Annotated in this window: 22 protein-coding genes and 1 pseudogene; 15 read left to right on the top strand and 8 right to left on the bottom strand. The window is 29.8% G+C overall.

From position 1 onward, the window contains the following. The first annotated feature begins 216 nt into the window (after positions 1-216). The 11 genes from Q0910_RS08950 (at position 217) to Q0910_RS08900 (ending at position 4,996) form a co-directional block, all read left to right on the top strand. Positions 217-441, top strand: a complete 225-nt coding sequence (locus tag Q0910_RS08950; RefSeq protein ID WP_299215100.1) for a hypothetical protein — start codon at positions 217-219, stop codon at positions 439-441. 122 nt (positions 442-563) lie between these two features. Continuing rightward, positions 564-830, top strand: a complete 267-nt coding sequence (locus tag Q0910_RS08945; RefSeq protein WP_299215097.1) for a hypothetical protein — start codon at positions 564-566, stop codon at positions 828-830. A 50-nt stretch (positions 831-880) separates the two neighbouring features. Beyond that, positions 881-1,105 (top strand): hypothetical protein, encoded by a 225-nt coding sequence (locus Q0910_RS08940; protein ID WP_299215095.1) that lies wholly within the window; start codon positions 881-883, stop codon positions 1,103-1,105. Beyond that, entirely contained in the window at positions 1,098-1,415 is a 318-nt protein-coding gene (locus tag Q0910_RS08935; protein WP_299215092.1) for a hypothetical protein, read from the top strand. The genes Q0910_RS08940 and Q0910_RS08935 overlap by 8 nt, the downstream gene beginning before the upstream one ends. A 115-nt stretch (positions 1,416-1,530) precedes the next feature. Then, positions 1,531-1,965, top strand: coding sequence for a hypothetical protein (locus Q0910_RS08930; RefSeq protein ID WP_299215090.1), 435 nt, complete (start codon positions 1,531-1,533; stop codon positions 1,963-1,965). A gap of 132 nt (positions 1,966-2,097) precedes the next feature. Continuing rightward, on the top strand, positions 2,098-2,550 hold the full coding sequence (locus Q0910_RS08925) for a hypothetical protein (protein WP_299215087.1): 453 nt from the start codon (positions 2,098-2,100) through the stop codon (positions 2,548-2,550). Between the two features lie 481 nt (positions 2,551-3,031). Then, positions 3,032-3,589, top strand: a complete 558-nt coding sequence (locus Q0910_RS08920; protein WP_299215084.1) for a hypothetical protein — start codon at positions 3,032-3,034, stop codon at positions 3,587-3,589. Positions 3,590-3,598: 9 nt separating this feature from the next. Beyond that, entirely contained in the window at positions 3,599-3,733 is a 135-nt protein-coding gene (locus tag Q0910_RS08915) for a hypothetical protein (protein WP_299215082.1), read from the top strand. 242 nt (positions 3,734-3,975) lie between these two features. Continuing rightward, positions 3,976-4,284 (top strand): hypothetical protein, encoded by a 309-nt coding sequence (locus Q0910_RS08910; protein ID WP_299215080.1) that lies wholly within the window; start codon positions 3,976-3,978, stop codon positions 4,282-4,284. Between the two features lie 31 nt (positions 4,285-4,315). Then, entirely contained in the window at positions 4,316-4,729 is a 414-nt protein-coding gene (locus Q0910_RS08905; protein WP_299215078.1) for an SMI1/KNR4 family protein, read from the top strand. Positions 4,730-4,804: 75 nt separating this feature from the next. Further along, positions 4,805-4,996 carry a hypothetical protein gene (locus Q0910_RS08900; protein WP_299215076.1) on the top strand — a complete coding sequence of 64 codons (192 nt, stop codon included), beginning with the start codon at positions 4,805-4,807 and terminating at the stop codon, positions 4,994-4,996. A gap of 571 nt (positions 4,997-5,567) precedes the next feature. Here Q0910_RS08900 and Q0910_RS08895 read toward each other — a convergent pair. Beyond that, positions 5,568-6,263: a hypothetical protein gene (locus Q0910_RS08895; protein WP_299215073.1), complete on the bottom strand. Its 696-nt coding sequence runs from the start codon at positions 6,261-6,263 to the stop codon at positions 5,568-5,570. 232 nt (positions 6,264-6,495) lie between these two features. Further along, positions 6,496-6,840, bottom strand: coding sequence for a hypothetical protein (locus Q0910_RS08890; RefSeq protein WP_299215070.1), 345 nt, complete (start codon positions 6,838-6,840; stop codon positions 6,496-6,498). 301 nt (positions 6,841-7,141) lie between these two features. On the opposite strand from Q0910_RS08890, the gene Q0910_RS08885 reads away from it, so the two are divergent. Then, complete coding sequence (locus Q0910_RS08885) at positions 7,142-7,363, top strand: hypothetical protein (protein WP_299215067.1); 222 nt, start codon at positions 7,142-7,144, stop codon at positions 7,361-7,363. A gap of 34 nt (positions 7,364-7,397) precedes the next feature. Continuing rightward, positions 7,398-7,829 (top strand): hypothetical protein, encoded by a 432-nt coding sequence (locus tag Q0910_RS08880; RefSeq protein ID WP_299215064.1) that lies wholly within the window; start codon positions 7,398-7,400, stop codon positions 7,827-7,829. Positions 7,830-8,414: 585 nt separating this feature from the next. On the opposite strand, the gene Q0910_RS08875 is transcribed toward Q0910_RS08880, so the two are convergent. The 6 genes and pseudogenes from Q0910_RS08875 to Q0910_RS28650 all read right to left on the bottom strand — a co-directional run. Further along, a complete protein-coding gene (locus Q0910_RS08875; RefSeq protein ID WP_299215061.1) occupies positions 8,415-9,173 on the bottom strand; it encodes a carbonic anhydrase family protein in 759 nt (252 codons plus the stop codon). 171 nt (positions 9,174-9,344) lie between these two features. Beyond that, positions 9,345-10,136, bottom strand: coding sequence for a hypothetical protein (locus tag Q0910_RS08870; protein WP_299215058.1), 792 nt, complete (start codon positions 10,134-10,136; stop codon positions 9,345-9,347). 31 nt (positions 10,137-10,167) lie between these two features. Next, positions 10,168-11,037, bottom strand: a complete 870-nt coding sequence (locus tag Q0910_RS08865; protein ID WP_299215055.1) for a YitT family protein — start codon at positions 11,035-11,037, stop codon at positions 10,168-10,170. A 42-nt stretch (positions 11,038-11,079) separates the two neighbouring features. After that, positions 11,080-11,397, bottom strand: coding sequence for a hypothetical protein (locus tag Q0910_RS08860; RefSeq protein WP_299215052.1), 318 nt, complete (start codon positions 11,395-11,397; stop codon positions 11,080-11,082). Positions 11,398-11,408: 11 nt separating this feature from the next. Then, positions 11,409-12,245: an RsiV family protein gene (locus Q0910_RS08855; RefSeq protein WP_299215049.1), complete on the bottom strand. Its 837-nt coding sequence runs from the start codon at positions 12,243-12,245 to the stop codon at positions 11,409-11,411. Positions 12,246-12,781: 536 nt separating this feature from the next. Continuing rightward, positions 12,782-12,901 (bottom strand): annotated as a pseudogene (locus Q0910_RS28650) (LysR family transcriptional regulator); the annotation flags it as partial. Between the two features lie 389 nt (positions 12,902-13,290). Between Q0910_RS28650 and Q0910_RS08850 the strand changes: the two are divergent. Together Q0910_RS08850 and Q0910_RS08845 are read left to right on the top strand one after the other, a co-directional pair. After that, on the top strand, positions 13,291-14,256 hold the full coding sequence (locus Q0910_RS08850) for a sodium-dependent bicarbonate transport family permease (RefSeq protein WP_299215046.1): 966 nt from the start codon (positions 13,291-13,293) through the stop codon (positions 14,254-14,256). A gap of 98 nt (positions 14,257-14,354) precedes the next feature. Further along, complete coding sequence (locus Q0910_RS08845; RefSeq protein WP_299215043.1) at positions 14,355-14,666, top strand: hypothetical protein; 312 nt, start codon at positions 14,355-14,357, stop codon at positions 14,664-14,666. Positions 14,667-14,907 lie beyond the last annotated feature (241 nt).

Here is a 14,907-nt window from a genome sequence, read left to right as displayed (position 1 = left end):
TTGGTAATTTGTTGATTAATCCATTAAAAATTGTTGTTAGATCATTAAGGTTGCGTTTAACCCGATAGCAAGGATTTGTAATCCGTGAGATAATAAATAAATTGCATTGAAAGTTTAAATAAACCGATAATTCATTTTCACTTACAAAAGAATAATGTTGTACGTATACCCCAGACTTATCTCAACTCTAGTATATTGCATTCATAAACTATTATTATGAAATTAAACTTATTGTCTTGTGATGCTCAGAGACCAGATAAAAGAGCAATAGTCAAATGTATTGTAGAGATTTCATCTAACATTAATGAATCCCTGGCGAGTGAGATTACGGATATACTCTTAGAAGGAGACGCTGTAGATATTGAGATGGAAGATAAAAACGCTGGTTCTGGTTTAAGAGCTTTGCGAAAATTAAGTATTGACTACGAAATTGTAGAGTAAATAAACCCGATAGCAAGGATTTGTAATCCGTACGATAATTACTAAGGTTTTGGATTCTTAATTATAGCTTTTTTGACATATTATTTATTAAAAACCTTATATCAATAAAGTTCAATAAACCGATGACAATTACCGAATATCATATAGAGTTATACAAACGAGTTGGAGGTGATGTAGATCACCTTCTACGCATAGGAATTCAGGAAGAGAAAACTCTTAAAAACCAAGATATTATTTTGAAGATAGGAGAAATCGTTGCAGACTTGGAACTTGTCAAAAAAGGATTAACATCATTTGAATATACCGAAAAATTAAATGTAAAATTGATAGAGTTATGTTCTAATGATAATGTGATTACTCAAATGAAACAATTGGAAATGTTTGAATAGATATATTAATACTTCTTCCTAAATTGAAAGTTCAATAAAACGATTAGATAATGATAGTTAATACCAAAAAGGATTTCATTCAGTTTGTACAAGAATTGAGAGGGGATAGTGCGAATTGGGAAAATAAAGACACTCATAGTTTTATTGAAGCTCTGGGTAGATATACAGAGGATATTCAAAATTACTACGATAACACAGATCAAAATGTTAATTCAGAAAATGCTAGTTGGAAAGTTTTTGCTGACATTTTAAAAGGAGCTTCTATATATGAATAATGAAATACCTAAACTAAAAGCATTGTTAGAGTCTGACAATTTTCGTTCTCGGATTGGAATGTACTTGGGAGAGAAAAAAATATCGACACTAAAAGGGTTCTTAGATGGAATTTATTACTCATTCGATGCTTACGATTTAAAAGAGGAGAATTTATTTGAAGGTTTACACGATTGGGTTGCTAATTATTATGGTTGGACTGAATCAACTGCTGGATGGAAAAATATAATTCTTGAAGAATGTGGAAATGATGAAGTAAAAGCTGTAGATGAATTTTTTAAAATATATGATGAATTTAAAAAGGATAATTAGAAAAAGTCTATGGCTAATAACGATGACTATAATTAATACGGGTTTTAGTGCTTAACCCAAAGTTTAAAAACTTAAGTGAAGTTCGCCTTAAACGTTAGTAAAGTTCAATAAACCGATGACAAAATCAATCTTTTACATAATTCTAATAACACTTTTTTTGACCTCTTGTAATGGACAAAATGTAGAAAAAGACAAACTGACCAATAAAACTTTAAAGACTAATATGACTGACAGCAATTTTGAAAGTATTATAAAAAAAATAAGAACTTCAGACATATACGAAAACCCAAAGAATTGGGAAGCTCGTGGACTAAATCCGTCTGAACAATCAGTAATTTTGATTCTCAGAAAAGCTACGAATGACTTTCTTAAAAAACTTGAAAAGATTTATAATTCAAATGAATCTTCAGAAACTAAGCTTAAACAAGTTTCAAATATTGTGGATGAACTTCCATGGGACGAATTGGATACTGAAGAAAAAGAATTTATCGCAGAAGAATTAGCACCAGCGATTGAAGCTGCAGGATTTGATCCATGGACGATATTCTAAAAATAAAAACTGTGCCCAATAACTAAACTATGAGTTAGTTGGAGTTTTGGTTCTCAACCCAAAGTTTAGAGCTTCAAACTAAGTCCCCTAAATCTTTTGATTTGGTTGTATAAAATAAAGTTCAATAAATCGATGCTTCTAAAACTACTTAAAAAGCCACATTTAATTTTCTGGGGCATTATTCCTCTATTATTGTTTCAATCTTTTTATCAGGATAATCAAACATTAGATATAAATATTCATGATACTTATTTTGTTTTTTCGCAGCAGCAATTACTAGTTTTAATAAGCTTGTTTTTTGGACTTACTGGTTTTATATATTGGATCTTGGAAAATTTTAATTTTAAAACTTTAATTTTATTAAATGCGTTACATCTAATTTTTACTGTTGGGATTGTTTTGACAAATAGTATCCAAGAATTTTTATTGGATTACTTTTTCGGCAAAAGATATTATATAATCACTAATATTCCTGATACATCTATATGGTTGTCTATTTTAGCAATAATTACGGGACAAATTATTTTTATAATAAATATTATTTTGTCTATTTTAAAAGAAAAGAATTATAAAACTAAAGTTTAATAAACCGATGGCATATTTGAAAAAATATTTAGCTTATATATCTATTCTAGGATCCGTATGCTTTGCTTTTTTTAGCGGAAAGGAACAAGGTCACGCAGAATGTATTGACTTTAATATTCTACCTATTGTTCACAATTTTATAACTGTTATCATTTGTCTGACGCTCATAGTATTTGGTGTTATTCTACTCAAAAAATATAACCAAACCACCTCCAACATAAACTAAAGTTCAAATAAACGATAAGAAATAAATAACTAATAATCAAAACATAGAATATTTTTTCGTATTTTTAAAGTAACGTAAAAAATTATAGAACCCCGTATCCAGAGAGTTTGGATATGGGGTTTTTATTTTCAAATGGGATTCTACTATACAGATGAAATTTTTAAAAAGCGACTAGGAATTTTATTTATACGAGTTAGAAAATGAAAATTATCCCACTTTATAAAAACTTAATGGGTAACGGGAAAACTAAATTTTATGATTACTAAGAATTCGAAAATATGGAAATACATATCTAATCTGTTTGTTGCTATTGACCAGTTGGGAAATGCTATAGCGGGTGGAAATCCTGATAATACTATATCAGCAAGAGTTGGATATTATAACTATTATATATACAACCGTGAAACAGTACCTTGGTATTGGTATTGGTTTATGCAAATCATTGATATAACATTTTATCCTGTAGATGGGCCAAATCATTGTCATGAAGCCTATCATAATGATCCTGGCGAGATATTCGACAATCGCGCTACTAATTTTTTTATAGCGATTGCGGCTACATTAATTATTATTCCAAGTTGTGTTTTAATTGCTCTTGTACTTTATTTATTATCTGCTCTGAGAATAGTAAAAAGAAAGAAAATAGAAAGAGATAAGAATTTAGAAAAGCGTGTTGACTCATGTAACTTCCTATTAAACAGCATGTTGCATGAAATTGATCACCACGGTTTAGATTTTCCATTAGATAACGCTAGGGAAAAATATATAAAGTTAGCCGAAAAAATAGAAATTTTAGATGGTCATTTGAATTAAAAATACCAAATGAAAGTTAAGATTATGAGAGATATGAAATGTAAAAACTGTGGGGAAATTGTTTTTTATACTATAGAAGAAGGTCCTACTATTGAATGCAACAATTGCGGACACGTAAATATTGTTGATTATAATAAGAATTAAAGTTCAATAAAACGATGAAAAACGTGAAGTGGTTCATAAATAAAAGTATTATTTTAAATACGATAATTGCTGCATTTTCATGTATTCTAATAGACTATATTATTTCAAAACTTATAGCTTGGAATGAACCAAATATTAAGAGCTTTATAATTTATATCATTCTAGCTTATATTGTAGAAATCGCAAGAAAATATCATAAAATAAAAGTTTAATAAACCGATAGAATATTAAAAAAAAAATCAATGACAAATCAACCAAATAAAAAGGGAGGTAGGCCTCTTGGCTCTGGAGTTTTTGCCTTGGTGATAGGCTTTTTATTTATTATTGCAACAGTATATATATCAATAGCTGATTTTAAAGTTTCTGATTTAAAACCAGAAGAATTATTAAATGCCTATCTAATATTTAGTGGTTTAATTTTAATGGGTTGGGGTATAAATCGTGTGTTATATAATGATGGGAGATGGATCATTGCGCAAAATACCTTAAATTTCATTTTAGCTATTATAGCAACGGCAATAGCAATTTTGTCTATTCTTGTTTCAAAATAAGATTAAATAAAAGTTCAATAAAGCGATTACAATGGAATCTAAAGATATTAAACTCATAGAGGAGCAACTTGGAATAAAACTACCGGAGTTTTACATTTCAACGATGCTTAGTTACCCTTTTTCGAAAGATTCCTGGGGAGCAGAATTCTCATTGTGTAACAATGCAAAACGTATAATCGATTTAAATGGTGTATTTACTCCAGAGGACAAAAGCTTTTCTATTGGTTCAGATGGAGGTGAGTATTACTATTTCATTAAACTTAACGGAGAAGAAAAAGTTTACATTTTTGATTTGGAAGGTTCTGATAAGCATATGAATATAGAAGCTGATTCATGGTCTGAATATTTAATTCAAATTAAAAACACACACGATGTGTTACATCAAGAGGAAAATAGAGAATTGGAAAGAAAAGAGAATAAGAAATGGTGGCAATTCTGGATTTAAAACCAAACTTAAGCTATACAAGAATGAATTAAAACTCATTTTACATTAAATATTAAAGTTCAATAAACCGATGCTATGAGATTATGGAAATTAACCTGTGTTAGAAGTTCAGGAAAGGCATTAAAAGGAATGACTGTTGAAATAGTTACAGAAAGACCAGAACCTTCTTCGAATGATATTAGCCAAGCGGTTAATAGAAAATATGGAATCCAGTCTACAGGATTCAACATATCAAGTTCTAATTGGACAATGGAAATTGTAGAGTAAATATATAACCTACTCCTCTGAGTTTGTAACTTCGAATTGCCAAGCGATTAATAATACTATTTTAATTAAAGAAATAAATATTAGGTGCAATAAAACTGTTGTTATTATGTGTTGGCGGATATTTTTATTTACTTTTTATAAAGGTTTGGCAAGAACTTCTTTCCTATAACCAATTGGATGAAATGTATTCCAAAGGAAGCAATTACTATAAAAAGGAAGGTATCGTAGAAAGCCAATTTTAGGCTGTCTAAAACAAATGTTGTTCCTCTATCGTAGAGTTCAAAATCTATAAAAATCAAATAATTCTCGTAAAGCAATACAATAAATACACTTAGTAATAAGAAAACGAAAAAATGTCTTTTGGGGGTTTTAAAAAAATATATGGTAAATGTAAACAGCCAAAAAAATATGTATCCGTATAAACTTTGAATCAATGTTAACGGATAACTGGCCCTAATTCCGAATTTTTCATCCCATAAATCGCCAATGATATAGTTCACATAATTAGCTAAAAAAAATACTAAGAAATTAATAATACCTGCGATCAAATGGAACTTGACTTTATTATTCATTATAAATAGTAATAAGTGTTATTATCATTATCTAACTCTCTAACCGAACTTGAAAATACACCATCACATTTTACTTGTCCATTACCAGAGCCTTCGCTATCGCTCCCTCTTCCAGCACCAATGGAACAAAAACCATCATCCGCAAACATATGAGTAGCAATGCTTGTTATAATTTCTACATGACCTGTACCGATTACTACAATATCTCCAGGAGAGACTTCTTTATAGCTTTCTCTCTTTTTTAAAGATGTTTGACCACTTAATATTTGTCGTGGATCATAATAATGTCTGTTAGCTGAAGTAAAGCTTTTTTTATTGTATAAGTATATGGAATCCCCAACAAAAACATTACATAGCCAAATTTTATGAGAACCTGCATTACTCCAGAAAACACTAAATAGTGTATGCTCCCAATTATGATATGCCTTTTTTAACCTATCTAGATGATCTTTATTTTTTTTAACATTGCTTGCAGTATAATGAAATCCTGCCAAGGAAGCAATTGTACTTTTTTGAGAACTAGATAAAGAATTCCAATGACTCCAGCTATTGAAAGAATTAGGTCTTCTTGTAGCTCCTGCCAACTTAGGGTTTGGTGAGAAAAACCAATTTTGTTGCCTTTTATGAAAATTCCAATAACTTTTCATAATTGTTCTGTTTTGCCCTAATGTAATGGCAGCATTTTCTAAGCCCATATATTGTATTTGAGTTCAATGGTTAAAAGATACTATCAATTTTACAGAACGTAAAAAATTAAGGGAAATTTTATTCTTCCTGCTCTTCGAAGTTTGCAACTTCAAAACGTTACGTTATTAGTAATAGTATTTTATTAAAGAATGACCCTTAGTTTTTTTGTAATAATAGAATGATAATTTACTAGATACGAGCTTAAAAAACATGATCATATAGTCTATATAAGTAACCATACTATGGACTTAAGAGAACACAAATAGGAATAATCCCGAAAAAAATGGTCAAATAAATCTTTACAACAGTAGATTGAGTTAAGAAAATTTCTTTTTTTAGATCTCCTATATTTTTACTGTTCTTTTTATTAATCAGAATTAAAAATAGTACTGAAAATAGGATAAGAATTCCGTGGCCATACAAAATAATATTCCAGAGAGATTCATATTCTTTTACAGCTAATCTAAATGCTCTTTCGGAGAATCTATCCGCGAGTAATAAACTCTGAATAATAACAAATGTAGTAATAGCATTTGATTTCTTTTCCAGATTTCCGAATACAAATAGTTCTTTTTCATTCATCATAACATAAGAGATTTATCAATACATCACTTAATAGTTGTCCTCTGCAATAGTCAAATTTGTTATTGGATTGGTATTATAAATATCTAAAAAACAGCAATATGATAAAAGAGGTGAATACCCCTTTTTATAGTAATTGGGAGTCTAAGGAAAATGAGATAGCTCAACTCATCGGTTTATTAGTATCTTATTCTAGTAAATATCACTTCCACTCTGATATCACGACATGCTACAATAGTTAATTTTGTTTAAACATTTAAAAATAATATTAAACATTCCATATCTTTATATAAAATTAGAAGATATGGAACTTATTGAAAAAGCTTTAGAGTTTGAAAATAGAAAGATGAGTAATATGACTACCAGTGATCGTGTAGCTGCTTCTAGAGAAGCGAAATCACTTGTTCTAGCTATAAATGAAATCTATAAAAAGAAAAAAGAGTCTAAACTTATGGATATGATGAAACGGCTTACTGCTAAGAAAAGAAAAATAGAAAAACGTCTTAAAGGAGCACCAATAGTATAGTTTACTACTACTTATACATCGAGAATTCTTAATTATGATATTAGATACCACATATTCAAACAAAAAAAACAAAGAACTGATCAATGATCTGGTTGGAAAACCTTTTTCACTGATCAGTTCAATTAGGCTACATGGTATCGGTTCTAAACGTATGATCATAGAAAATGTAAGTCCTAATCTGAAAAAAATTTTAAATACTATTTCAGATGTAAATTATGGTAGTATTGAATTAAGACCTGGCGGAATTTTAATAGCTATCAATAAAGGGTTGCAAAACTTCACCTGGGTTGTTCCCTACTATCAGTTTTATCTTTACAAAACAAACGGTATTAGTATCCATGCACAAGGTCGGTTTGTTCATTTTAGAAATAATCGTATGCACCAAGAAAATGCTCCTTTTTTTAAGAAATTGATACGATTAAAAACTGAGTATGACCAACGATTTCCGCATGTGGATTCTATTTAATATAAGGTCATTTAGCTTACCATCTAATCTCAAATATACAACGGGGTCCTGCATTGCTAATGGTAGTGTTTTGCTAATTTTTGTTTAGTTTTAAAACGAAGGCTTCAAACGTTTCACAAAAAACAGAGCTAATCCCTCAAAATAGTCTCATGGATTCATAAATTTCATACCTTGTATAAAATTTTATTGGAAACAATTAAAAACTTTTGAGCACATATTTTATGGGCTTTATTAGTTATTTTATATTATAATCCTCAGAGAATGACTGTAATCAATAGATAAACAAAAATTATTATGGCAAGTCAGTCTGTATAGTCCGGAATTTACAACTGTGCCTTTGAGGATTTTTTTGTTTTATTCCCCCTAGAATTAACAGGTATTGACCTCTGTGAAATTCCCTTTTTTAAATAACAAAAACTCACAATGAAGTTGTAGGTTTTGTGTTTGATGTACTCAGAGTGGATACATATCGTACCCTTTCGAAAAAAAACTACTAATAAGTATTAGACATAAAATCAATTCTGAAATCGAATTATTTTATTATCTATTAAATTTGAAAATCTGATATTTTAATAGAGTTCGAAATTATTCTAAAAACTCTACTTCTCCTGTTTTCATATTATAAACAGCACCAATTATTTTTAGCGTATTATTTTGTTCCATTTCTTTCATCTTTGGAGATTTCTCACGAATATCTGCGATCGTCTTTTGCACATTCTGATGAATCACGTGATTGGTAAAATCTTCATCCTTAGAACTAGGAACCTCTCCTTCTTTCATCTCTACTACTGGTCTGATTTCATTTAATAGACCTTGCAATGAATTCAGCCCTAATGAAAAGGCATCGGTATTATCAATAGCATGTTTTACAGCTCCACAAGCCGTATGTCCTAATATGATAACTACTTTAGATCCCGCAACTACTGTGGCAAATTCCATAGATCCTATAATTTCTTCATTTTCTATGTTACCAGCCACTCGTGCTACAAAAACATCGCCAATACCCAGATCAAAAACATCTTCTACTGGAACTCGACTATCCACACAGGATAAAACAATAGCTTTTGGGTATTGTCCAATAGCTGATATACGTCTTTGCTCTGAATGATCCCGTTGCGTAAGGTCGTTATTCACAAAGTTCTCGTTCCCTTTTTGAAGCCTATTGATAATCTCTTCTGGGGACATCAAAGCTTGTTCTTCTGCTGTCAATACACTTTTTATGATAGTTTCAGGAGGTTTAACCTCTTTTTCTGGATTAGATATTTCTACAGATACTTTCTCTTTACAAGAAGCTAAAATTGATAAACCTACTATTAGTGATGCTATAACTGTTTTCGTTTTCATATATTTTATTTTATAAATTACACTTTGACTATAGTACCTAAATTGTTTACTAAACATGACTTATATTTTCTTGATCTTGACTTCTAAGTGATAATGCAAATTGCAGGAGATCTAGATCAAAATTTTCATAACATAAAATGGGTATTAAGAATTAGGCAGTTAATTGTATTACTATCTAAAAATGATCGAGGCACAGGTTTCGGTATTCATTTTTCGAATAAGTAATTGAACCATTTGTTTTGGAGTTTTTACAACCCCCAATTCTTCTTGATCCAAAATCAATTTATTAGTATTATTTTCCCAAACAAAGACTTTCCCACCGGATTTTACAATCCTGTTTTCCTCATTGGATGTTATTCGAAAGGCTTCAAATTTATGATCATATTTAACACCTGCAGGGTAATATAACTCTGTTACAAATTGAGTGCTCCCTTTCTCAAAAATATGGCAAACACAATCTCCAATGTCTTTTAATTCAGAGACCCGAACCATATTATTCTGAATAATTTTCCACTGTCCTTTTTGTTGTACAGCAACAATATTCATAAGAATAGTACCTTTTTCTGCTATTTTATCATCTATAATAGATTCGAAATCCAGTAATGCAGAAACCGTTCCTGCAGTTTCCTTTTGGGTACTATATAAAATTTTGTTCAGCTCTATCTTAAGACTATAATTACCATCCTGAACGATATCATTCAGTTGAAATCTAATGTTCTCTTTTGTATAGTTTTTCTTGACGATCGCTCCAGACAGTTTTACATAGGTTGTGTTCCCAGAATACTGTTCGCTATATAGTTCTAATACCTTGGCAACCGAGTTATCTTTCTCTATAGAATTCATAAGCTTTATATAAGATTCTAAGATTTCGATAACAGGATCAACATTTTCTATTTTATTTGCAGATGCAGTTGTACATAACAAAGAGAGTATACAACATAGTAGGATATAAGACTTTTTCATAATATTGACATTTTAAAATTTTAAAATATGTTTATTTCTTTTTAGAAAGGTATCTTCTTAAAATACCTCCTTTGATATGATTCACATCATATTCGATTACAAAAGCATTAGGATCGATCTGATCAATAATTTTATTGACTTTGCCTATTTCAATTCGATTTATAATAGTATGAATTACTTCAAAATTTTCAGTCTTTCCTTGATTTCCATATCCATGAGCCCCATTAAACACGGTCATCCCAGCTCCTAATTTGGTTGTAATTGCTTCTCTAATCTGATCATATTTTTTTGATACAATCATCAATCCAATAAAATTCTCAAATCCTTCTATAGTGAGGTCTGTTATTTTTGCAGTTACTAAAAACGCTAGAATAGAGTACATAGCAGTTTCCTTGGAAATAATGATTGCAGTAATCGCAAAGAGTATAAAGTTGAAAAGTAAGGTCACCTTTCCAATACTTACTCCAAAATGCCTGTTGAGATATATTCCCAAAATCTCAGATCCATCTAAAACAGCACCATTTTTTATAGTAATACCTATACCTAAGCCTAGTAAAAGTCCTCCGAAAATTGAAGTCAATAGTTTATCACTGGTGAACACTCCAAAATTTTCAAAATGAATAAAAACTGCAAAACTGATAATACTAACCAAAGACTTAAAAACCATATATCTGGAGATCGTGAAATACGCCAAAATCAGAAACGGAATACTAAGAACTATTAATACTATTGATATATTGATATCAAACAGGCTATTTAATAAAATAGCAATTCCGGTGACACCTCCATCTAAAAATCCATTAGGTAGAAGAAAAGCTTTCAAACCAATACTCGCTAATAATACTCCTAAAGCAATTTGTATGTACTCATAAGCACCTCTTATGATTTGGCTTTTATTCATTGAATTATGTATTGAAGTATATTTGGTCATATAGATTCTTATTTAGAATACAGTGATGTAATCTGCAATAGCTTCTGATTGTTGCGGATCCATATGTACGATTGGAATTGAATATAAAACAGGCATATTAGAACCGAACATTTCCCTAAGACGATTATTTAAATTATTAAACTGTAAGGATTTAATAATACCCGAAATTAATGTTCTATTTAGCCTATTTGTTCTGCTTTTCGCATCTATTTTAGCCTGCACGCAGTGTTCTGTGATTATGACTGTCAAAAGATACTTACCCCTAAGTAAAAACTCTATAATTTCATCCGTTTGTGATTTACTTTTTGGAATGATGAATATCTTGACCATAATTCTTTGATTTAAGATTTATAATAGGGCATCTCAGAATTTTCTATCCTTAAAATTGAGGATAGTTCTTCTATTGGTATTTCCAGAAAATAGTTTCCTGAATACGTAGGACATACAGTACAATCATCAAAATAGAATTTTATATGATTGGAATCGACAACAAAATTATTCTTGAAAACTTCAAAGGTATCTTTAGTAAACTCCCAGCAATCATTAAAAGAGTCTTGCCCTACAATACGTGCTTGTAACTCTTGATTTAGTTTAAATAATAAGAATTTCTCGCTATTATTTTCAAACAAATCATCATACGTAATAAAAGTTCCTGTTTTTACATTATAATTTATGCCCTTGAACATAAAAGAATTATGAAGATCGTCGTCATAATAATTTGTCTTGTATAATAGGACACTTAAGAATTGTTCATTTTTAGTATACACCTTATAATCCAGATTTCTTCTCTTCCTTTCTACATCTTTGAATAAAGGGTCACACGATAAATCATCATTATGAAGTACTTGCAGGATTGATGTCTCTGTTTTTAAATAATTTTTCTCCATAAAGGAATTAAAATTATGGAACAAAGGATTGAATTGTTCATCTAGATGAGGATATGTATAATCAAGAATTAAAGAGTTTTCTTTTTTATAAAACTTTTTAGTACTAACAAAATCAGTAAGCGGAGCTTTTTCCTTTTTTTCTAACCAATAACCTGATTTCTCTTTAGAGAAATTATGAGATCCTAAGACTGCTTTAGCATCTTGTTTCATCAATTTATGATTCGAGTCATTTGATATCGTATTACAAGAGATCAGTATTGTTACCAGAGAAATACAAATTAGATTTTTCATCTTTTAAGGTGATTTAGTATCGTTAATATTTGATACAAATCTCTATAAATACTTTCATATATTTTTATTTATATTTATAATCATTTGCATAAAATAATTTTATACAAATGATTATAATAAAACTGTGTAAATAAACAAATACCGGAATTGAGTAATTTCGAGAATATGACAAACTAAAAAGTACTGTATCAGTTAGTAATTGGCCTACAAAAATAATTCACTACACAAAGAATAGAGGTTTAACGGTGGTATTATATGTGGGAAAAAAGTCATTAAAAGTAGCAATAACATTTTATAAACGCTCGAATCTTTTTTAGATGATTGCGCTTTTATGCTGTTTCATAAAATCAGATAAGAAATAAGGTGCGATATATTTACCAGTGACACGATTGATATTTTCAGCACACCAGATAACTATCTTTGATGGGCTAAGATTTTATAATTTATTTCTTTTACTTCTCCTAATATCTTCTCAATAATATTTGCCATTTCTTTTCTAAAATCAATAACATATAACTTTCTTTTAATTACTCCAGTTAAACGGATAGAAAATTAATTCTCAAAAAATTTAGCTGTATAGAAACGGCTGGTTGTCTTAAATGCAAATACTCAGAAGCCATCGTAACGGTCTTTTTATCAACTATTTTAGAAAAAACCTGTAATTTCTGAAATCTATATTACATAATTTTTATTTATGTAAAACATTATAAATATAAATAAAAACATATGGAATAATACATACACCTTTGCAAAAACAAAACAAATGAGAGATTTGCATTCAAAGAAAAACCAATCAGAAAAAGTAAAAGTTATTCCATTAAACAATAACGAAAACGTAGCATCACCAACGATCTTTGGCCTAATTATAATTATCACCCTCTTTTTTACTTTTATTACACTTTCTATAAGAAACAACAATCTTTTCTTAACAGAAATGCTAATTTCTGGAAGCATAATATGTTTACTATGTCTACAAAACTTCACACCTAAAACTAGGAAGTAAACACCTTATATTTTTTTAAATAAAAATCATATTAACAACTATATGGATTTACATTTACTTATAGACAACCTGACCAACCCTGCCTTACTTTTTTTCTTCTTAGGAATTATTGCGGTTCAGCTTAAAAGCGATCTTAATATTCCCGAAAACTCTTCAAAGTTCATTTCACTTTATCTTTTACTTTCAATTGGTTTTAAGGGTGGTCAAGAGCTTTCGCATAGTACATTCAATGCAGAAATACTATGGTCATTACTTTTTGGGATATTTCTGGCCATTTTCATTCCTGTGTATACCTACTTTATATTACGAAGAAAATTTAGTCTCGAAAACGCAGGAGCTATTGCTGCATCTTATGGTTCCGTAAGTGCCGTAACCTTTGTAACCACTATATCTTTTTTAGAAATAGAAAACATTGCTTTTAGCGGTCATATGGTAGCAGTAATGGCATTAATGGAGGCACCTTCTATAATGGTGGGATTACTCCTGGTCACAATTTTCAAAAAAAATAAGAACGAAGATAAAATTCCTATAAAAACTGTAGTGCATCACGCACTAACCAATGGTAGTGTGCTACTTATAATAGGTAGTTTGATTGTAGGTTTATTTGCAAGTGAGGCCCAAGCCGAAGGAATCAAACCTTTTACCACAGATATATTTAAAGGATTCCTGGCCGTATTTCTTTTGGATATGGGAATCACCAGTGGTCGTAAACTTTCTGATTTTATTAAAAAGGGATGGTTTGCATTTCTATTCGCCATCATCATACCTGTTATAAACGGTTGTATTGTTGCGGTAGTAAGTGGTCTTTTTAGTTCTGGAGAGGGAAATAGATTGTTATTTGCCATACTCGCTGCTAGTGCATCTTATATAGCAGTTCCTGCAGCAATGAAATTAGCACTTCCAAAAGCGAATCCTAGTCTTTATATTCCGATGGCTCTCGCAATCACTTTTCCCTTTAATATAACATTAGGAATGCCTCTATATCTGTGCATTATACAATATGCATAATAATTATTTATGATTGTAATAAAATATATAAATAAAAATATATAACATATTAATTCGACCTTTGTAATCTAAATTAGAATAAATTTTAATAAGAAATTATGGAAGCGATAGAAACAGCAACAATGGAAGTAAAAACAGATCAAAAAATAAACTTAATCGATGGTCACTTTACAGCATCAGAAGCAGCAGACATTATTAACGCTGTACTTAATGTAAAAATTAACTTTCATAAATTGCACCGATTATCAATTACCGAAGGAAATGCTGGTGATGAGTGCGAATATGATAGTGGAAGAATAGATGAATTATTAAGAGAGCAAGTTATAGCGAAAGAGTTTTTTGCTCAGGCAAGATTAAACGGAAAAAAACTAAAAATGAGTAGTATAATCAATATTTCTGTAGAAGACTAGGTAATAGAATTAGTCCGATAGTTGATCATTCAACATTTTTTGTTCAATCTTGTTCATAAAATTGATTGATAAAAAGAGAGTCTCTTATAGTAAGGGACTCTCTTTTTAGTATGTATGGAATTTATTGAAATCTTAGGGCCGATACTAAATTGTAAGAGAACAAATTTGCTGCAGCATAATATCTATTAAGATCTATTCTCTATCAATAATATATTTAAAAATGAACGATACAAGGTTTTCT

The organism is uncultured Aquimarina sp. (assembly GCF_947495315.1).
Classification (GTDB): Bacteria; Bacteroidota; Bacteroidia; order Flavobacteriales; family Flavobacteriaceae; genus Aquimarina.
This window is presented reverse-complemented; position numbering and strand designations above follow the sequence as displayed.